17 protein-coding genes are annotated in these 18,654 nt (G+C 68.1%); 5 read left to right on the top strand and 12 right to left on the bottom strand.

What is annotated here, in order from left to right; genetic code table 11:
- The first annotated feature begins 84 nt into the window (after positions 1 to 84).
- The 3 genes from E0H73_RS03350 to E0H73_RS03340 all read left to right on the top strand — a co-directional run bounded on the left by E0H73_RS03350 (position 85) and on the right by E0H73_RS03340 (position 3,495).
- On the top strand, positions 85 to 1,251 hold the full coding sequence (locus E0H73_RS03350) for a metal-dependent hydrolase family protein (RefSeq protein ID WP_131350997.1): 1,167 nt from the start codon (positions 85 to 87) through the stop codon (positions 1,249 to 1,251).
- A gap of 42 nt (positions 1,252 to 1,293) precedes the next feature.
- Complete coding sequence (locus E0H73_RS03345) at positions 1,294 to 2,616, top strand: amidase family protein (protein ID WP_202867179.1); 1,323 nt, start codon at positions 1,294 to 1,296, stop codon at positions 2,614 to 2,616.
- 66 nt (positions 2,617 to 2,682) lie between these two features.
- Positions 2,683 to 3,495: a MerR family transcriptional regulator gene (locus E0H73_RS03340; RefSeq protein ID WP_131350991.1), complete on the top strand. Its 813-nt coding sequence runs from the start codon at positions 2,683 to 2,685 to the stop codon at positions 3,493 to 3,495.
- On the opposite strand, the gene E0H73_RS03335 is transcribed toward E0H73_RS03340, so the two are convergent.
- Together E0H73_RS03335 and E0H73_RS03325 are read right to left on the bottom strand one after the other, a co-directional pair.
- Positions 3,496 to 4,824 (bottom strand): MFS transporter, encoded by a 1,329-nt coding sequence (locus E0H73_RS03335; RefSeq protein ID WP_131350988.1) that lies wholly within the window; start codon positions 4,822 to 4,824, stop codon positions 3,496 to 3,498.
- A gap of 834 nt (positions 4,825 to 5,658) precedes the next feature.
- Positions 5,659 to 6,369 carry a TetR/AcrR family transcriptional regulator gene (locus E0H73_RS03325; protein WP_131350985.1) on the bottom strand — a complete coding sequence of 237 codons (711 nt, stop codon included), beginning with the start codon at positions 6,367 to 6,369 and terminating at the stop codon, positions 5,659 to 5,661.
- Positions 6,370 to 6,472: 103 nt separating this feature from the next.
- Here E0H73_RS03325 and E0H73_RS03320 point away from each other — a divergent pair, with 103 nt between their 5' ends.
- On the top strand, positions 6,473 to 7,960 hold the full coding sequence (locus tag E0H73_RS03320) for a DHA2 family efflux MFS transporter permease subunit (RefSeq protein WP_131350982.1): 1,488 nt from the start codon (positions 6,473 to 6,475) through the stop codon (positions 7,958 to 7,960).
- 34 nt (positions 7,961 to 7,994) lie between these two features.
- Here the strand turns inward: E0H73_RS03320 and E0H73_RS03315 are convergent, their stop codons facing one another.
- From E0H73_RS03315 to E0H73_RS03290, 6 genes are all read right to left on the bottom strand, one after another.
- Entirely contained in the window at positions 7,995 to 8,966 is a 972-nt protein-coding gene (locus tag E0H73_RS03315; RefSeq protein WP_131350978.1) for a glycine betaine ABC transporter substrate-binding protein, read from the bottom strand.
- Positions 8,963 to 9,751, bottom strand: coding sequence for an ABC transporter permease (locus E0H73_RS03310; RefSeq protein WP_131350975.1), 789 nt, complete (start codon positions 9,749 to 9,751; stop codon positions 8,963 to 8,965). The genes E0H73_RS03315 and E0H73_RS03310 overlap by 4 nt, the downstream gene beginning before the upstream one ends.
- A gap of 32 nt (positions 9,752 to 9,783) precedes the next feature.
- The gene (locus tag E0H73_RS03305; protein WP_131350972.1) at positions 9,784 to 10,971 is read right to left on the bottom strand and encodes an ABC transporter ATP-binding protein; all 1,188 of its coding nucleotides are present in this window, start codon (positions 10,969 to 10,971) and stop codon (positions 9,784 to 9,786) included.
- On the bottom strand, positions 10,964 to 11,605 hold the full coding sequence (locus E0H73_RS03300) for an ABC transporter permease (RefSeq protein WP_131350969.1): 642 nt from the start codon (positions 11,603 to 11,605) through the stop codon (positions 10,964 to 10,966). The genes E0H73_RS03305 and E0H73_RS03300 overlap by 8 nt, the downstream gene beginning before the upstream one ends.
- A gap of 207 nt (positions 11,606 to 11,812) precedes the next feature.
- Entirely contained in the window at positions 11,813 to 12,169 is a 357-nt protein-coding gene (locus E0H73_RS03295; RefSeq protein WP_131350966.1) for a HesB/IscA family protein, read from the bottom strand.
- A gap of 158 nt (positions 12,170 to 12,327) precedes the next feature.
- Positions 12,328 to 13,422 carry a glycerate kinase family protein gene (locus E0H73_RS03290; protein WP_131350963.1) on the bottom strand — a complete coding sequence of 365 codons (1,095 nt, stop codon included), beginning with the start codon at positions 13,420 to 13,422 and terminating at the stop codon, positions 12,328 to 12,330.
- A gap of 62 nt (positions 13,423 to 13,484) precedes the next feature.
- Here E0H73_RS03290 and E0H73_RS03285 point away from each other — a divergent pair, with 62 nt between their 5' ends.
- On the top strand, positions 13,485 to 13,886 hold the full coding sequence (locus E0H73_RS03285) for a VOC family protein (protein WP_131350960.1): 402 nt from the start codon (positions 13,485 to 13,487) through the stop codon (positions 13,884 to 13,886).
- A 4-nt stretch (positions 13,887 to 13,890) separates the two neighbouring features.
- On the opposite strand, the gene E0H73_RS46495 is transcribed toward E0H73_RS03285, so the two are convergent.
- The 4 genes from E0H73_RS46495 to E0H73_RS03260 are packed head-to-tail and all read right to left on the bottom strand — an operon-like array spanning position 13,891 to position 18,591.
- Positions 13,891 to 14,892, bottom strand: coding sequence for an SRPBCC family protein (locus E0H73_RS46495; protein WP_202867178.1), 1,002 nt, complete (start codon positions 14,890 to 14,892; stop codon positions 13,891 to 13,893).
- Positions 14,889 to 15,743 (bottom strand): FAD binding domain-containing protein, encoded by an 855-nt coding sequence (locus E0H73_RS03270; RefSeq protein WP_131350957.1) that lies wholly within the window; start codon positions 15,741 to 15,743, stop codon positions 14,889 to 14,891. Before E0H73_RS03270 ends, E0H73_RS46495 begins: the two co-directional genes overlap by 4 nt.
- A complete protein-coding gene (locus E0H73_RS03265) occupies positions 15,740 to 18,124 on the bottom strand; it encodes a xanthine dehydrogenase family protein molybdopterin-binding subunit (protein ID WP_131350954.1) in 2,385 nt (794 codons plus the stop codon). The genes E0H73_RS03270 and E0H73_RS03265 overlap by 4 nt, the downstream gene beginning before the upstream one ends.
- On the bottom strand, positions 18,121 to 18,591 hold the full coding sequence (locus E0H73_RS03260; RefSeq protein WP_131350951.1) for a (2Fe-2S)-binding protein: 471 nt from the start codon (positions 18,589 to 18,591) through the stop codon (positions 18,121 to 18,123). The genes E0H73_RS03265 and E0H73_RS03260 overlap by 4 nt, the downstream gene beginning before the upstream one ends.
- Positions 18,592 to 18,654 lie beyond the last annotated feature (63 nt).

The following is an 18,654-nucleotide window of genomic DNA, read 5'->3' as shown; positions in this document are numbered from 1 at the left end:
GCCCATGGCACCGCTGTGTCCTGAGCGCGATGCCGGCGGCTGTGAGCCGTTCCCAGTGGTCCTTGGGGTTGCGACGATGCGGAAGTGACTGGTCGCCTGCTGCTGCATTCCGGATCCGTGCTCGATGTCGCGTCTGGCGAGGTGCGGACGGCGGACGTCGTACTGGCCGACGATCGGATTGTTGACATTGGACCAGGGCTGGATGGCGACGAGGACGTCGACTGTTCCGGTGGGTTACTGCTGCCAGGGCTGATCGACTGCCACACGCACGTGTGTCTCACGCAGATGCTGAGCGACTCGGACGGACTGCCACAGTCGAGTCGGCCGCTGTCCGCCGTACCCGTACTCCGGACGTTGCTGAGCCTTGGCGTCACCACGATTCGCGACGCGTGGGGCGCCGATGCCGGCGTACGGCTCGCAGTTGAGCGCGGCTGGATCGACGGACCCGAGGTGCTGATCAGCCTTCGCCAGGTGTGTACGACGGGCGGCATCGGCGATCTGTGGACACCGGACCTCGGGCCGGTCGACTACTTCGGGGATCCGTCGATGCCGGACCCGGTGTTCGACGGCGCGGACGGAGCTCGGGCCGTCGTACGGCGGATGGTGCGGGCCGGAGCGAATTGGATCAAGCTCACCGCGACCGGATCGATGGCGTTCGGGATCGGGGTGCATGACGTCCAGTTGACTGTCGACGAGATGACAGCGCTGGTGGACGAAGCGCGCCGGCAGGGTGATCGCCGGGTCATGGTGCATGCGCATGGCGCGCGGGCAGCCGAGGTGGCGGCGCGGGCCGGGGCGGCGAGTATCGAGCACGGGACGTACCTCGACGAGGCTGCTGTTGAGGCGATGGCTGCATCCGGAACGTTCTACGTGCCGACCTTGTCGACAACACAACCTGATCCTGAGCATGTCCCCGACGGCGCTCCTGAGGCGCACCGCAAGTCGGTCAGGCTCGCGCTCGATGCGGGGGTGCCGATCGCTATGGGGACGGACAATCCAGTACGCCCGCACACCGAAGTACTGCGGGAGCTTGAGCACCTGGCGGCGGCCGGCCTGGGCGATGCCGGAGCGTTGCGCGCGGCAACAATCGACGCCGCCCGGCTGCTTGGGCTCTCGGACGACCGCGGTGAGATCTGCGCAGGTAAGCGCGCGGACCTGGTGCTGGTCGACGGCACGGACCTGGACTGTACGTCGTTGGAGTCCCGCATCCGGACGGTGTTCCACAACGGGCGCCCGGTCGGTCGATCCTGACGTTGACCCTGACACTGTGTCAGACCGTAGACAATCCGCATGATGACAACAGCAACGGAGATCGCGCGCCGGATTCGGGCCGGTGAGGTGACGTCGCGCGAGGTCACGGAGCAACTGCTGGCGCGGATCGCGGGCGATCGCAGCGTGAACGCAGTGGTCGAGACGAGGGCGGAGTTCGCTCTGCGGAATGCGGACGAAGCTGATGCGGCGGTTGCGGACGATCGTGAGGTCGGGCCGCTGCAGGGCGTACCGATGACGATCAAGGAGTGTTTCAACGTCGCCGGCCTGCATACGACCTGGGGCAATCCGGCGTTCGCGGAGTACGTGGCGGATCGGGACGCGGTGGTGGTGGAGCGACTCAGTCGGGCCGGCGCGATCATTGTCGGCAAGAGCAATGTCCACACGATGCTCGCGGATTTCGGACAGACCGCGAACGAGATCTACGGGCGGACGAACAACCCGGCGGACCTCACCCGCACCCCGGGCGGCTCGAGCGGAGGCGGCGCGGCCGCACTCGCGGCGGGGCTCAGCTATCTGGAGTACGGCTCCGATCTGGTCGGGTCGATCCGCCTGCCGGCGGCGTACTGCGGTGTCTATGGACTGAAGCCGACCGCCGGGCTGGTCCCGCTGCACGGCTTCCAGGTGCCGGGGCCACCGGAAGTGCCGAACGAGTTCCCGAACTTGTCGACAATCGGACCACTCGCGCGATCGGCCGCCGATCTGCGGACCGCGCTGCGGGTGACTGGCGGCCCGGCCGCGCCGTACTCCTGGGAACTGCGCCGGTCGCGCCACAACCGGCTCGCGGACTTCCGGGTCGGCGTAGTGACCAACCATCCCGCCGCGCCGGTGTCGAGTGAGGTAGGCGACGCGTTGTCGGCAACCGTCGATCGGATTGGCCGGAGCGGTGCGAAGATCGTCGAGGGCTGGCCCGACGGTGTCGATCCGTGGGACCAGGCCGAGGCGTTCAGATCCCAGGTCGAACTGTTCTTCGCGCTGCACGGCGGTGAGCCGTCGTCGTTGAGTCTCACCGAGGTGATCGAGCAGGAGCGGCGGAGAATGAGCGCACGGATGAAGTGGCAGCGGTACTTCGAGGATGTCGATGTGTTCGTGTGCCCCGCCAGCTTCACCGCGGCGTTCCCCCACGACGACCGGCCGTTCGAGGAGCGCACCATCACGACGTCATACGGCGAGCAGCGGTACGACGCCCAGGTGTTCTGGATCGCGCACGCTTCACTGACCGGGCACCCCGCACTCAGCATGCCGATCGGGCAGACGCCGGACGGGCTGCCGGTCGGCGCGCAGGTGATCGGTCCGTGGCACGAGGATGACACCGCGATCACGTTCGCGGAACTGCTGGCTGCTTGACGACCGGGACCTGCCGCCGCTGCCCGGCGGCGTACCGCTCGACGTCACCGCCGAAGGAGGCATGCATTGTTCGCAATCGGAGAGTTTGCACGGCACGGGCGGGTATCGATCCGTATGGTGCGGCACTACGACGCCATCGGACTACTGCGACCGGCGTACGTCGATCCCGCGACCGGCTATCGCAGCTACACCGCCGGACAACTCGCCGACCTCAACCGGATCGTCGCGCTGAAGGATCTCGGGTTCTCGCTCGAGCAGGTACGGACGATGGTCGCCGACGAGATCAGCCCGGCCGAGCTGCAAGCATTGTTGACAATCCGACGTGCGGAGCTGGAATCCACTGTTGCCGAGAGTTACGCCCGGCTCGCGCAGGTCGAGTCACGCCTGCGCGGCATCGCAGCCGACCTCCCCACTGCCGATGTGGTGATCAAGGATCTGGCGGCCGTCCGGCTGGTCGGACTGACCACCACCGCTGCGAGCTTCACGCCCGCGGACATCAGCCCGGTGGTCCATCCGCTCTGTGCCGAACTCGGCCGCCGACTCCCCCACGCTGCCGTCCGGCCATCCGGCCACTTGACCTGCCTGTACGAACGCTCCCACGAGACCGAGGACGAAGTCGTCGTCCGCGCCACTGTTCCAGCGGCGATCGATGCCGAAGGCAACCTCAACGGCCTGGACGTGATCGACCTGCCCGCGGTACGCGCTGCGACGCTGGTGCACCGCGGACCGATCGACCAAGTACTGCCCGCGTGGCAGGCGCTGGCCGGCTGGATCGACGACAACGGTCATCGGTCCAGCGAGCCTGCGCGGGAGCTCTACCTCGACTGCCCGGACGATCCGGACGGCTGGGTCACCGAACTGCAGGAGCCGATTGAGTAGTCAGGCTCTGGCCGGCTCGGGTTCCAGGGCGACCGGGGGTGGCGCCCCTTCGGTGCCTGGGATCGAGGTCCCGTTGAGCGGGCAGCGGGTGGTTTCGGGGACCTTGACGAGGGCGATGGCGCCGATGATGCAGGCGGCCATCATGTAGTACGCCGGCGTCAGGGCGTTGCCGGTCTTGGCGGTGAGCCAGTCGTTCACGGCGGGCGCCGTACCTCCGAACAGCGAGGTCGACACGTTGTAGGCGATCGCGAAACCGGCGTACCGGACGTGGGTCGGGAACATCGCCGGGAAGGTCGCCGAGATCGTCGCGAGCTGCGGGACGTACAGCAGCCCGAGTACTGCGAAGCCGACGATCGCGCCGAGCATGTTCGTCCCCATCAGCAGGAACATCGGTGCCCCGAAGACGAACAACCCGGTCAGCGAGACCCACCAAAGCGGCTTGCGGCCGACCCGATCCGATAGTCGACCGGCGAACGGCAGGAAGATCATCATTGTCAACATTCCGATGATCGGCACGATCAGTGATTCGTCCGCGCTGAGCTTGATCTCGCTCTCGAGGTACGTCGGCATGTACGTCAGCAGCGTGTAGTTGACGACGTTCAGGGCGACGACCATGCCACCGAGCCGGAGGATCGGCCGCCAGTAACCGGCCAGCAGGTCCCGGAACTGGTGGGTGGTCTGCTCTTCCTTCTGGCCCTTCGCCTCGAGTTCGCGGAAGACAGGCGTGTCTTCGAGACGCGACCGCAGGTAGACACCGACCAGACCGAGCGGCGCTGCCACCAGGAACGGCAGGCGCCAGCCCCACGCGTGCATCTTCTCGTCCCCGAGTACCAGCGAGAAGAACAGCATCAGCAATGCACCGGCGGAGAATCCGGCCAACGTTCCGAACTCCAGGAAGCTGCCCAGGAATCCACGCCTGCGGCTCGGGGCATACTCCGCCATGAACGTCGCGGCACCGCCATACTCGCCACCGGTGGAGAAGCCCTGGATCATCCGGAGCACGACCAGCAGCGTCGGCGCCCACAGTCCGATCGAGTCGTACGACGGGACCAGACCGGCCAACAGCGTCGCGCCGGACATCATCAGGATCGTGATCGCCAGCACGTGCTTGCGGCCGAGTCGGTCACCCAACGGACCCCAGACCAGACCGCCCAGGGGCCGGACCAGGAACGAGACGGCGAATGTCAGCAATGCGAGCAGCGTCGCGCTCTCGGTGTCGCCCGGGAAGATCGCGGCCGAAATGTAGGTCACGCCGTACGCGTAGATGCCGTAGTCGAACCACTCGGTCGCGTTCCCGATCGCCGATGCGGCGATCGCCCGCTTCAGCACGCCGGGCGGCGGCTCAGAATCAACCGAAGTCCGCGAGTCCCCCGACCGCCCACCACCACCGGACGCACCTCCACCACCCGAGGCACCGCCTCGACCGCCACCGCCGCCACCCGATGCGCCACCACCGCCTGAGGCGCCGTCGACCGACGCACGACCTCCACCTGACGGACCACCTCCGCCTGGCGATCGGCCCCCGCCCGGACTGCTGACAGGTGGCCGGCTCTCGACGGGTGTGTTCCTGAGCGGCTGGGGCCCGACTGGCGGTTGGGTCTCGGCGTCCATGGTGTCCTCCTGTCGTCACACGGCCTCACCCGGGTGCCCACCTCACGCCTTCGGCACACACTGACGGCCAGGTCGTAGTTTTGTTGACAATCCGAACATTAACCATGTGCATTAGTGAACAGCAAGGAGTCACACGCAGTCGACCACTAGTTGCCAGTCGGTAACACCTGCCGGACCGGTCAGGCTCCGGGGCGGGCAGAGGTGCCGGCGGCCCAACGGACGCGCTCGGAGTAGACCGGTGGATCCCGGAGCAGGCTGGCGGTCACACCCGGCGGACTGGCATGGAGCGCGGCCGGACCCAAGCCGCGCCTGTGGACCGACGCGGGGCCTGGGGTGGAGAGGCTGAGGCGTCCGGTGGGGCGAGCGTCGCGCGGACAGGCCGACGCGTCCGGTGGAACGACCCTCGGGTGGACTGGCGGGATGTCCGGTGGAGCGAGTCTGGGGTGGACCGGCGGGAGTGCCCCGAACTGCTGGCGGTTGGGTGCGAGGCAATGTCCGGCGTGGCGTGCGGTAGCTGGGCCGGCGGACCGCAGCAGGTGTCGCTGGAGGGGGTCACGCCTTCTGGGCGAGGGCGGCTAGGCCTGCTGTGATGACGGTGATGCCGAATTCGAAGCGTTCGTCGCCTGAGGCTCCGGAGGTTAGGGACGTGGCCAGGGCGATGGTGAGGGGGAAGCGGTCGGCGGGGAGGGATTGGAAGTACGTGCGTAGGCCGGTGACGAAGCCTTCTACGTCTTCGGGGGTCCAGGCCCACGCGCCTTGGACGGTTTCTTCGAAGGCGACGGCGGTGACGTAGAGCGGGATGAGGTCGACGGCCCAGGCGGCGGCCTGGTCGGGGAGGTTACCGGCCTTGAGGATCGCGAGGAATCGCTCGGTGCTGATGAGGGCCCGCTCCCCCAGCGGGACTTGACCGATTGCGGCTCGGGCGACGCCGGGGTTGGCACGCATCACGCGGAGCATCTCGCGCATCGCGTCCTTGAGTTGTTCCTGCCAGCGGTCCGGATCCGGGTGCTCCGGGAGTCGCATGTCCTCGGCGGCGCGGTCGACCAGGAGTTGGTCGAGTTCCTTCTTGTTCGCGACGTGGGCGTAGAGCGAGGCGGGTCCGGTGCCAAGGACCTGGGCGACCTTGCGCATCGAGACCGCGTCGTACCCCTGGTCGACCAGTAGGCGCATGGCCGCGTCGACGATCCGGTCCCGGGTGAGCGGTTCCTTCGGGGTGCGGGCGGGCTTCGCGGGGCTGATCGGCTGCCAGGGCGACTGGGTCATGGGACCACTGTAGCGAACACCGTACTTGACAGGAACAGTGTTCGCGATTAGAACAGTGTTCGTTAACGAACACCGTTCGCGCCACGTCCTTCAGGAGCCACCGATGAGCACCTCAACCACCACCCCACCAGAACCCCAGACCACCACCGCGCCGGGCACCGCCGGCCCGGCGACCACCTCCGACAAGACGAGCGGTACGCCGTACAGGTGGCGCTGGATCGTGCTCGCGACCGTGCTGATCGCGGAGATCATGGATCTTGTCGACGCGACGATTGTCAACATTGCGGCGCCGTCGATCCGAGCGGAGCTCGGTGGGTCCGAGTCCGCGATGCAGTGGATGCTCGCCGGCTACACGCTCGCCTTCGCGATCGGCCTGATCAGCTTCGGCCGCCTCGGCGATCTCGTCGGACGCCGCCGGCTGTTCCTGATCGGCGCGGTCGGCTTCACCCTGGCGTCCGCGGTCTGCGGATTCGCCACCTCACCGGAGCTGTTGATCGGCAGCCGGGTCGCACAGGGACTGCTGGGCGCCGTGATGATCCCGCAGGGGTTCGCGATCCTGAAGGCGGTCTTCCCGGCGGAAGAGATCGGCAAGGCGTTCGCGATGTTCGGTCCGGTGATGGGATTGTCTGCAGTCGCCGGCCCGATCCTCGCCGGCGTACTGATCGACGCGAACTGGTTCGACGCCGGCTGGCGGATGATCTTCTTCATCAACGTCCCGATCGGAATCGCCGCCCTGGTCGGCGCACTCCGGTTCATGCCCGAGGTGAAGACGCCTGGCGCGTCCCGGCTCGACACCGCAGGCGTCGTACTGGTCAGCCTCGCGTCCGGGCTGCTGATCTACCCGCTGGTCCAGGGTCGCGAGCTCGGCTGGCCGGCCTGGTCGATCGCGATGATGGTCGCGTCCATCGGCGTGTTCGCACTCTTTGGCTGGCGTGAGCGCCGCTCCGGCAACCCGGTCATCGACCCGTCGCTGTTCCGCAGCCGCGGGTACGTCGCCGGCCTCGCCGTCATCACCACGTTCTTCCTGGCGATGTCCGGCTTCACCCTGGTCTTCAACCTGTTCACCCAGCTCGGTCTGCACTACAGCCCGCTCAAGGCCGGCCTCGCGATGGTGCCGTTCTCGCTCGGCATCGCGATCGGCGCGCCGCTGTCCGGCGGCCTGCTCGCACCGAAGTTCGGCCGCAAGGCGCTGCAGCTCGGGGTCGCGGTGATGACCCTGGCGATGGGCGGCGTGTGGTTCACCCTGCACACGTACGGCGACGCCACCACGATCTGGAACCTGGTCCCGGCAACCCTCGCGACCGGTATCGGTGCCGGACTGGTGTTCGCCCCGCTGTTCGACATCATCCTGGCGTCGATCGACGACCAGGCAGCGGGTTCGGCATCCGGCGTACTGACCGCGATGCAGCAGTTCGGCGGTGCGATCGGGGTCGCAGTGATCGGCACGATCTTCTTCCAGCTGTTGCCGGCGCACGCGTTCCTCGGCGCGACCAAGACCGCGGTACTGGTCGCGATCGGGATGTTCGTGGTCAGCCTCGCCGTCACCTGGTTACTGCCGAAGCGCGCCCGCGAAGGCACACCAGCGCACTGAACGACGACGGGTTGCTCCGCCCAGGAGCAGCCCGTCAGTCGCGGTTGACGAACCCTTCCTTCACCAGCCAGTCCATCGCGACATCGGCCGGCTCCCGCCCGTCTACATCGACCTGAGCGTTGAGCTCGATCAGCACCTCGTCCGTCAGCTTGTCCGACACCGGCTCGAACAAGTCCCGCAGCTGCGGGTACTTGTCGAGCACCTTCTTGCTGATCACCGGAGCCACGTTGTACGCCGGGAAGTACTTCTTGTCGTCCTGTAGCACCACCAGATCCAGCGACTTGATCCGCCCGTCGGTCGTGAAGATCTCCCCGAACAGACAGTCGCCCTTGCTGGTCGCGGCGTACACGGCTCCCGTGTCGAGAGTCCGGATGTTGTCCCGCAGTACGCCGGTTCCGAGCGGTACGCCGTAGTGCTTCAGCATCGGCTCGAACCCGTCGTTCCGGTTCGCGAACTCGGATTCGACGCAGAACGTGCGCTCCTTCACCGGCAGCGAATCGAGCTGCGACAGCTTGGTGAGGTGCAGCTTCTCGGAGTTCTTGCGGGTCACCGCGAAGCCGTAGCTGTTGTTCATCGGCGCGGGCTTCAGCCAGATCAGGCCGTACTTCTCCTCGTCCTCCTTGCGGACCGCGTCGTACTGCTTCTGCTTGTCCGGGATGCCGGTGTCGTGCCCGAGGTACGAGATCCACGCGGTGCCGGTGTACTCCCACGACATCTGGATCTGGCCCTGCAGCATCGCCTGCCGGGAGGTGTCGCTGCCGGGCATGTTCGTCAGGTCCTTCACCTCGGCGCCCGCGGACTGCATCAGGATCGCGGCGATCTTGCCGAGGATCAGTTGCTCCTGGAAGTTCTTCGACCCGATCCCGATGGAGAGTCCGTCCAGGCTCTGCACCGATCGCAACGAGCCGTTCAGCGAACCGGTCGGAACGAATCCGCCGCTGGTGCCGAGACCGCAGCCGGACAGAACAAGCAACGATGCACTGAGTACCGCCAGGATCCGCCTCATCCGAGTCCCCTCGGTCGCGCGACCTCTTCGAGCACTCGGCCCGCCCAGTCGATCAGCAACGCCAGCGCGGCGACGAGCAACGCGCCACTGATCAGCACCGGGAACCGGAGCAGCCGGATGCCGGTCGTGATCAGCGTGCCCAGACCGCCCGCGTCGATGAACGTCGCCAGGGTCGCAGTGCCGACGACGAGTACGAGCGCAGTCCGGATGCCGGCCATGATCACCGGCACCGCCAGCGGTAGCTCGATCCGGCCGAGCACCGCCGGGCTCGACATACCCATCCCCCGGCCGGCCTCCACCAAGGTCGGGTCGACGCCGTGCAGTCCGACGATGGTGTTCCGCAGTACCGGCAGGATCGCGTACAGGCAGAGCGCCAGGATCGCGGTCCAGAAGCCGAAGCCGAGCCAGATCGCCAGCAGCACGATCAGTCCGATCACCGGAGCCGACTGACCGGCGTTGGCCACCGCCACGACGATCGGAGCCGCCCGGCGCAACCTCGGCCGGGTCAGCGCGATGCCCAGCGGTACGGCGATCGCCAGCACGATCACTGTGGCCACTGCGGTGAGCTCGAGGTGTTCGACGGTCAACCGACCGAGCAGCTTCCAGTCGAGCTGACGTTGCTCGATCGAGTCGAGCTCAGCCTGCGACCGCCAGATCGCCCAGCCCGCCAGGACGATCGCCACGAACAACGGCTGCCCGATCAGGAGTCCCCACGACGGCCGGCGTCGGCGCTCGGCGGCCAGACCCGCGGCGGTCGCCTTCGCGTCGGCGAGATTCTCCGGCATCACGCCAGTGTCAGGACCCGGGTCGAGCGCGGTCACGTCGCTACCTCTTCCGCCTCCGGATTCGTGCCGTCCTGGATCCGGGCCAGCACCGCCTGAAAGTCGACAACGCCGAGGTACTCGTCCCGTCGCCCGGTGACGACAGCGCAGCCGTGGCTCGAGACCAGCATGGTGTCGAGCGCGTCGTTGAGGGTCGCACGGCGATCGATGGTGACGAGATCACTGTCCTCAGGCGGCGCCGGCACCTTGTCGACATCCGACAGGTCCCTGGTCCACATCCAGTCCACCGGCCGGCGTCGTCCATCCAGTACGACGACCGAGTCGTCGCCGGCGGACTGCGCAGCACGCAGTACGTCGGGAGCGGAATCACCGACCTCGGCGACGGTCGGCAGGCTCAGCTCGATCTCGCTGACCCGACTCAAAGTCAGTTGCTTCAACGCCGCGCCCGCGCCGACGAAGTCCGCGACGAACCGGTCGGCCGGGTTCGCCAGGATCGCTTCCGGCTTGTCGTACTGCGCGATGTTCGCGCCCTCGGTCAGGATCAGGATCCGGTCCCCCAGCTTGACCGCCTCGTCGAAGTCGTGGGTGACGCAGACGATCGTCTTGCGCAGTTCCTCCTGGATGCTGAGCAGCTCGTCCTGCAGGCGCTGCCGGGTGATCGGATCGACCGCGCCGAACGGTTCATCCATCAGGATCACCGGCGGATCCGCGGCCAGCCCGCGGGCCACTCCGACCCGCTGCTGCTGACCGCCGGACAACTCGCGCGGGTACCGGCCGCGGTAGCGCTCCGGATCGAGGCCGACCAGCTCAAGCAGCTCATCCACGCGCTCGGCAGTGCGCTTCCGGTCCCAGCCGAGCAGGCCCGGGACGAGCGCGATGTTCTGCGTGACCGTCATGTGCGGGAACAGGCTGCCACCCTGGATCACGTACCCGATCCGTCGGCGCAGATCGTCGTCGTTCTGCCGGCTGACGTCCTCGCCGCCGATCCGGATGCTGCCGGACGTCGGCTCGATCAGCCGGTTGATCATCTTGAGTGACGTGGTCTTGCCACACCCCGACGGTCCGACGAACATCACGATCTCGCCCGCCGGGATGTGCAGGGACAGTCCCTCGACGGCAGGCTTGCGCTGCCCGGGGTACCGCTTGACGACGTCGGTCAGTTCGATGTCGACACCGCTGACTTCGGTGCTGTCGCTGCTCTCGGTCACGGTGGTTTCAGACACGGATTCCCCTCGAGGTGGTCAGGCGGCCGACGAACAGCAGCACAGCGTCCAGGATCAGAGCGAGCAGCACCACGCCGAGGGTGCCGACCAGAGCGGAGTTGAGCGCGTTCGCGCCGCCGATCTGGGTGAGTCCGGTGAAGATGAAACTGCCCAGGCCGGGCCCGAGCACGTACGCCGCGATCGCCGCGATGCCCATCGACATCTGCGCCGAGACGCGCACACCGGCGAGAATGACCGGCCACGCCAGCGGCAGTTCGATCCGCAGCAGAGTGCGGGTGGCGCCCATGCCCATGCCGCGGGCGGACTCGATCAGGGTGGCGTCGACACCGGCCAGGCCGACAACCGCGTTACGCAGGATCGGCAGCGAGGCGTAGAACGTGACCGCTATCACCGACGTGGCGGTGCCGATGCCGGCGAGCGGGATCAGCAGGCCGAGCAACGCGAACGACGGGATGGTCAGGCCGACCGCACTGATCCCTCCGGCCAGGGCGGCGATGCGAGGGTTGCGGTGGACGACGACGGCGAGCGCGACCGCGATCACCGTGGCGAGCACCACACATTGGATGACCAGGCTCAGGTGCTGATAGCTCTGGTAGAGCAACTGCGAATGACGCTCGGTGATGTAGTCCCACACGGCGGATCGATCGACCTCCCACGGTTTGGAACCCCGGAGTGATCGGGGTGCTACGCCGGGTGCTCAGCCCCTCCACCGTAGTCAAACGATTGGTTCACCCGCTCGGCGTACCCCTGGTCTGTGCAGGTCAGGCGGCGTGTCGCCGGACCGCGTCCGGACACGACGAAGCCCCCGGCACCAACAGGTGCCGGGGGCTTCGCAGGAGGCTCAGTTGAACGAATCGCCGCAGGCGCAGGAGCCAGTGGCGTTCGGGTTGTCGATCGTGAATCCCTGCTTCTCGATCGTGTCGACGAAGTCGATCGAGGCGCCCTTCAGGTACGGCGCGCTCATCCGGTCCGTCACCACGCTCACGCCGCCGAAGTCGGCCACCACGTCACCGTCGAGCTGACGCTCGTCGAAGAACAGCTGGTACCGCAGCCCGGAGCAGCCGCCCGGCTGCACGGCGACCCGCAGCGCGAGGTCGTCGCGGCCTTCCTGCTCGAGCAGCGCCTTCACCTTGGCGGCGGCCCCGTCGGTGAGGAGAACACCCGTGGCGACGGTCTGCTCGGTCTGCGCTTCAGTCATTCCTGACTCCAGTCATCTCGTGAGCGCCCGGCTGCCGTGTGGGCAGGCAACCGTGCGCGGAAAGTCCGCTGTCATTTCGGACCAACAAGCGCCGATCCGGAACCATTCCCATGGTCGCACACCAATTTCCAGGATCAACAACCCCGGTCGCAGGGTGATCAGCGCGCCCAGGTCCGGGCGACACGCTCTGCAACCGCCGCCAACGAACCGTGCGGGTCGGCGAAGGCGCGCTCCTCCCCCACCGCGTCGACCAGCGAGTACGCCGACTCGACTCCCATCGTGCGCATCTCGCGGGAACCGATCTGGACCTTGCCGGCCAGAACGACGCACGGGCGCATGGCGTCGTTCGCGACCTTAGCGACGCCGGCGATCACCTTGCCGTCGCGGGACTGGAAGTCGAACGCGCCTTCACCGCTCAGCACGAGGTCGACCCTCGATGCCTTCTCCTTCAGGCCGGTCAGGTCGGCGACCAGGTCGATGCCGGAGATCCGCTCGGCGCCGAGGAGAAGCAGCGCGTAGCCGAGACCACCGGCGGCACCTGCGCCCTTCTGGTCGGCGGTCTTCCGGCCGGCCAGCTCGGCGAACCGTGTCAGCCAGCCGTCGACCGCCGGTTTGCGTTCGTCGGTGATGCCCTTCTGGGTGCCGAAGATGTTGGTCGCGCCTCGCAGTCCGAGCATCGGGTTCTCGACGTCACTCGCCGCGACGAACTCGATCCCGGCCATCCGCTCCCTCGCCGGCTCCAGGTCCACGGCCGTCAGCTCCGCGAGCCCGGTGGCACCGGCGTCCAGGGAGCCTCCGGTCGCGGTGGCACCGAGGGCCGCCAGCAGTCCGGCGCCGGCGTCGTTCGTCCCGGAGCCGCCGAGTCCGAGGATGATCCGCTTCGCACCGGCCTCGACCGCGGCCGCGATCAGCTGACCCACGCCGTACGTCGTCGCGTCCTCGGGGCGGCGCTGCTTCGGCTCCACCAGGTGCAGGCCGCACGCCTGCGCGGTCTCGACGTACGCCGTTTCGCCCGCGAGCAGAACGGTCGCTGGGGTGTCGTCGCCCAGCGGGCCGCGGACGGTCACCGACAGGAGCGTCCCGTCGACGACCGCGGACAGTACGTCGATGAACCCGGGACCGCCGTCGGCCATCGGCGCGACCAGCACCTCGGCCTGTGGATCCCGCCGCCGCCACCCTTCCTCGATCGCCGCGGCCGCCTCGACGGCCGTCAACGTGCCCGCGAACTTGTCCGGCGCAATCAGCACTCGCATGCCGACATCCTCTCCCACGGCGTTCGTTGACGTGCGTGGGTGCCGCCGGTTGGATTGTCAACATGAAGACGATCCTCTTCGCGTTGCGCGTGAGTGACCTCGAGCGTTCGCTCGCCTTCTACCGGACTGTGGGGTACGCCGAGCTCGCCACGATGCCGTTCGACGACGGGTCGAGCCTGGTCTGGCTGAAGCTGCCCGACGAGTCGGCCGTATCACTCGAACTCGTGCACCGCCCCGCCGACGGGCCGGTCGTCGTTGGTGGGTTCGCCCACCTGGCAATCGAGGTCGAGTCGCTCGGCGCAACCGTCGACCGGCTGACCGCTGGTGGGCTGGAGCCCGGCGCTCCCGAATCACCCGGAGGTTCGGACGGTCCGAAGACGTCGTGGGTAACAGACCCCGACGGCTACCGCATCGAGCTAGTCGAATGGCCCCCCGGCGGCCCACCCACACCGGACCAGTCGTGACCACTCACCGACGGAGCAACCGCCGGAGGACCAGCGCGACCACGGCCCCGATCAGGTAGGGCCGGACCCGACGGGCGAGGACCGGCAGCATGGTCGTCACCAGGTTGAGCTCCACCGGCTCGGAACCAGCGCCGGACGCCGACGCGGAGGTGGCGCCTGACGCCGACGCCTCCGTCGCGTCGGACGCCGATGCCGTGCCGGCTGCAGATGCCGGGCCGCCACCAGGCGCCGTCGCGGAGGATGCACCGGCGCCGGTAGCGGGTGCTGCCGGGGCACCTGGCTGCCCCATGCTGGCGGGTTGATCGCCGGGCTGGTCGGGGCCGGCGGCGCGAGCCGCGTCTGCGGGTTGGGCTGGGTCCGTGGGTTGGGCTGAGCCGGCGGGCTGGGCCTGGGCAGTGGGTTCGGTGGAGGGAGCGGACGCCGGCGAGGTCGCGGGGGTGGTGGACGGGGCGGACGTAGCTGGAGTCGCGGGGGTCGTGGAGGGAGCGGACGCCGCTGGAGTCGCGGGGGTGGTGGATGGGGCGGGAGTTGCTGCGGACGCAGGCGCGGTGGATGTGGTGGTGGTTTGGAGGGTTGTGGTTAGGCAGGTGGTGAATTGGTCCAGGAGGCGGTCGGAGACCTCTTGGATCAGGCCTCGGCCGAATTGGGCGGGGCGGCCGGTGATGGTCAGGTCGGTGTCCACGGTGACCTGGGTGGACGTGGCGTCGGCCGCGGTCAGGCGGGCTACTACTCGGACGCTTGCAGTGCCGTTGCCGCGGCGATCCTTGCCCTTGGCTTCGATCACGGCGTGATGGTCGGACTCGTCGCGTTCGACGAAGGTCCCGTTGCCGGAGTACTGGAGGGACACCGGCCCCAGCTTGACCTTGCAGGAGCCGGTGAACTCGTCACCCTCGGCCGACGTCAGGGTGGCGCCGGGGAAACACGGCACCACCCTTCCGAGGTCGTTGAACGCGACCCACGCCTCGTCGACGGGAGCCGGTACGACGAACTTGTGCTCGAGCTTCATCCGGTCCCCGCCGCCGCGAGCACCGCACGCCGTGTCAGCACCGACGCGAGATGCCGCCGATAGTCGGCATCACCGTTGAGGTCGGACACCGGAGACGTCCCCTCGGCCGCGTGGGCCGCGGCCTCGCGCACGGCCTCCGGCGTCGCGGGCCGCCCGACCAGCGCGGCCTCAACCGCGGTCGCCCGGATCGGGGTCGAACCCATGTTCGTGAGCCCGACCCGCGCCTCCGCGATCGAGTCCCCGTCCAGCCGGACCGCCGCCGCGACGGCCACGATCGACCATTGCTGCGCGACCCGGTTGAACTTCTCGTAGTGCGCGCCCCAGCCGGTGTACTTCGGCACCCGCACCTCGACCAGCAGTTCGTCGTCGGCGAGCGTCGTACTGAACACGCCCTCGAAGAAGTCGGCAGCGGCGACAGTACGACGGCCGTCCGGGCCGGCGATCACGAACGACGCATCGAGAGCAACCGCGACGGCGGGCAGGTCACCAGCCGGATCGGCATGCGCCAGCGAACCGCCGAACGTCCCGCGATGCCGCACCTGCGGATCCGCGATCGTTGCCGTCGCCAACGACACCAGCCGGGCGTGCTCGCCGACCAGTGGATCGCCCTGCACCGTGCTGTGCGGGGTCATCGCACCGATCACCAGTGCATCGCCGTCGTCGCGGACGCCCTGCAGCTCAGCGATCCGTCCGATGTCGACAATCGTCTCGGGCGCCGCGAGGCGCAACCGCAGAACCGGCATCAGGCTCTGGCCACCGGCCAGCACCTTCGCGTCGGGCTGGTCCCGCAGCAGCGCGACCGCCTCGTCGACCGTCGACGGCGTGAAGTACTCGAAAGCTGCCGGGATCATGACTGCGCCCCTTCCTGCAAGGCCTTCCAGACCCGGTACGGCGTACAGGGCATCGGCACGTCCGACACGCCCAGATGACGGACGGCGTCGACAATCGCATTGACGACAGCCGGCGTCGAGGCGATCGTGCCTGCCTCGCCGACTCCCTTCACGCCGAGCTGGTTCGTCGTCGACGGTGTCTCGGTCCGAGCCGTGGTGAACGACGGCAGGTCGGCCGACGACGGGACCAGGTACTCGACGAACGAGCCGCTCACCAGCGTGCCGCTCTCGTCGTGCACGGCCTCCTCGAACAGCGCCTGCGCGATGCCCTGCGCCAGGCCGCCATGCACCTGGCCCTCGACGATCATCGGATTGACGACAACCCCCACGTCGTCGACGCTCACGTACGACCGGATCGTGGTGGCGCCGGTCTCGGTGTCGACCTCGACCGCACACAGATGCGTACCGTGCGGGAAGGAGAAGTCCTCCGGATCCAGCGTCGCGTCCGCATCCAGGCAGCCTTCCATCGAGCCGTCCAACTTGTGCCCCTGGAAGACCGCGAACGCGAGCTCGGCCATCGTCATCCCGGTCTCGGTCCCGCGCACGCCGTACCGGCCGCCGGAGAACTCGAGGTCGTCGACATTTGCCTCCAGCAACTGCGCCGCGATCGGCTTGGCCTTCTCGATCACCCGGTCGGCCGCGGCGAGCACCGCCATCCCACCGACCGCCAGCGACCGCGAGCCGTACGTGTCCAGACCGCGCGGCGCGACCTGCGTGTCACCGTGCAGTACTTCGATGTCCTCGAAGCCGACGCCGAGCCGGTCGGCGACGATCTGGCTCCACGCGGTCTCGTGTCCCTGCCCGTGCGGACTCGTGCCGGTGATCACCTCGACCTTGCCGGTCGGCAGCATCCGGATCGACGCGTGCTCCCAGCCACCACCGACGTACCCCATCGAGCCGAGCCACCGCGACGGCGCCAGCCCGCACATCTCGGTGTACGTCGAGACGCCGATGCCGAGCTGGACCGGGTCACCGGACTCGCGCCGCTTCAGTTGTTCGGCGCGCAACTCGTCGTACCGGAAGAGCTCGCGGGCCTTCGCGGTCGCGGCCTCGTAGTTGCCGGAGTCGTACTTCAGCCCGGCCACCGTCGCGAACGGGAACTCCTCGTGCTTGATCCAGTTCCGCTCCCGGATCGCCAGCGGGTCGGCCCCGACCTTGGCGGCCAACTCGTCCATCAGCCGCTCGACCGCGAACGTCGCCTCCGGCCGGCCGGCGCCGCGGTAGGCGTCGGTCCAGGTCTTGTTCGTGAACACGTTCGTGCATTTCAGGTGGTACGACGGGAACTTGTAGATCCCGTTGTACATGAAGGCGCCGAGCAACGGGATCGCCGACGTGACCAGGCCGAGGTAGGCGCCCATGTCGGCGATCAGTTCGACCTTCAGGCCGGTCACGTCACCGTCGTTGGTCGCGGCCAGCGTCAGCTTCTGCCACTGGTCCCGGCCGTGGTGCGCGGCCATCAGCGACTCGGACCGGGATTCGCTGTATTTACAGGGCTTCCCGGTCCGGCGGGCCGCGATGACGGTGAGCACTTCCTCGGGCGTGAACTGGAGCTTGCCGCCGAACCCGCCGCCGACATCCGGCGCGATCACCCGGATCTTGCTCTCCGGGATGCCGAGCACGAGCGCGATGAAGATCTTGACGAAGTGCGGCACCTGGGTCGACGACCACACGGTCATTTGTTCGGGAGTCGGATCGACGACAATCGACCGCGGTTCCATGAACGCCGGGATCAGCCGCTGCTGGCGGATCTCCTTCTCGATCAGGATGCCGCCGTCGCGGGCGGCCGCGATCGCGGCCTCGACGTCGCCACCGGTGCCGGCCGAGGCCGAGTCGAAGGACCACACCGCCGACACGTTGGTGCCCAGGTCCGGGTGCGCGAGTGATGAGTCGGTAGCAGCCTGGCGCAGGTCGAGGACCGGCGGTAGTTCTTCATAGTCCACGTCGATCAGGTCGGCGGCGTCGTTCGCCTCGGCCGCGTTCCGGGCCACGACCATGGCAACGATCTCGCCGGCGAACGCGACGTGGTCGACCGCCATCGACGGGTGCACCGGTGCCTTCTGCTCCGGGACGATCGCCCAGGCGTTCGGCAACGCACCCTGCTCGTCGGCGAGGTCGGCCCCGGTCAGTACGGCGACCACCCCGGTGGCGGCCCGAGCTGCCTCGGTGTCGATCGAGGTGATCCGCGCATGGGCGAACGGGCTGCGCACCATTGCCAGGTGCAACATGCCCGGGAGCACGATGTTGTCGGTCCAGCGGGTCCGGCCGGTGACGAGACGGGCGTCCTCCTTACGCCGGCGCGGGTTGCCGACCTCCGCGGTCGGGCGTGCCTCGGTGGTGGTCATTGCGGACCTCCCGCAGCGGCAGCGGCGCGGACGGCCTTGACGATGTTCTGGTAGCCGGTGCACCGGCAGAGGTTGCCTTCGAGCCCGAGCCGGACGTCGTCCTCGGACGGGTCGGGATTGTCAGCGATCAGATCGAGGGATTGCATGATCATGCCTGGCGTGCAGTAGCCGCACTGCAACGCATGGTTCTCGTGGAAGGCCTGCTGCATCGGATGCAACTGCCCGTTGGAGGCGAGGCCCTCGATCGTCGTCACCTCGTGACCGTCGGCCTGGACCGCGAACAGCGAGCAGGACTTCACGCTCCGGCCGTCCAGGTGAACCGTGCAGGCGCCGCAGTTGCTGGTGTCACAGCCGACCACGGTCCCTGTCTTCCCCAGTTGCTCGCGCAGGTAGTGCACGAGCAGCGTGCGCGGCTCCACTTCGTCAGTGAAACTGCTTCCGTCGACCTTCACCGTGATCCGGGTCATCGCCCCGCCTCCAGAAGTGAGCACAGTCGTCCGTTTGGATCCTGCTCTCCTGTGATGTCCACC

Origin of the sequence: Kribbella pittospori, assembly GCF_004331465.1 — a bacterium.
GTDB lineage: Bacteria > Actinomycetota > Actinomycetes > Propionibacteriales > Kribbellaceae > Kribbella > Kribbella pittospori.
The sequence above is the reverse complement of the archived record's forward strand: the minus strand, read 5'-3'. Positions and strand labels throughout refer to the sequence as shown.

Coding starts and splice junctions, on each gene's coding strand:
- E0H73_RS03290 (WP_131350963.1), bottom strand. CDS start 13,422: ATGCGAGTGCTGATTGCGCCGGACAAGTTCGCGGGCACGTTGACGGCC.
- E0H73_RS03285 (WP_131350960.1), top strand. CDS start 13,485: ATGAAGACGATCCTCTTCGCGTTGCGCGTGAGTGACCTCGAGCGTTCG.
- E0H73_RS03260 (WP_131350951.1), bottom strand. CDS start 18,591: ATGACCCGGATCACGGTGAAGGTCGACGGAAGCAGTTTCACTGACGAA.
- E0H73_RS03325 (WP_131350985.1), bottom strand. CDS start 6,369: ATGACCCAGTCGCCCTGGCAGCCGATCAGCCCCGCGAAGCCCGCCCGC.
- E0H73_RS03345 (WP_202867179.1), top strand. CDS start 1,294: ATGACAACAGCAACGGAGATCGCGCGCCGGATTCGGGCCGGTGAGGTG.
- E0H73_RS03320 (WP_131350982.1), top strand. CDS start 6,473: ATGAGCACCTCAACCACCACCCCACCAGAACCCCAGACCACCACCGCG.
- E0H73_RS03270 (WP_131350957.1), bottom strand. CDS start 15,743: ATGATCCCGGCAGCTTTCGAGTACTTCACGCCGTCGACGGTCGACGAG.
- E0H73_RS03265 (WP_131350954.1), bottom strand. CDS start 18,124: ATGACCACCACCGAGGCACGCCCGACCGCGGAGGTCGGCAACCCGCGC.
- E0H73_RS03295 (WP_131350966.1), bottom strand. CDS start 12,169: ATGACTGAAGCGCAGACCGAGCAGACCGTCGCCACGGGTGTTCTCCTC.
- E0H73_RS03315 (WP_131350978.1), bottom strand. CDS start 8,966: ATGAGGCGGATCCTGGCGGTACTCAGTGCATCGTTGCTTGTTCTGTCC.
- E0H73_RS03310 (WP_131350975.1), bottom strand. CDS start 9,751: ATGCCGGAGAATCTCGCCGACGCGAAGGCGACCGCCGCGGGTCTGGCC.
- E0H73_RS46495 (WP_202867178.1), bottom strand. CDS start 14,892: ATGAAGCTCGAGCACAAGTTCGTCGTACCGGCTCCCGTCGACGAGGCG.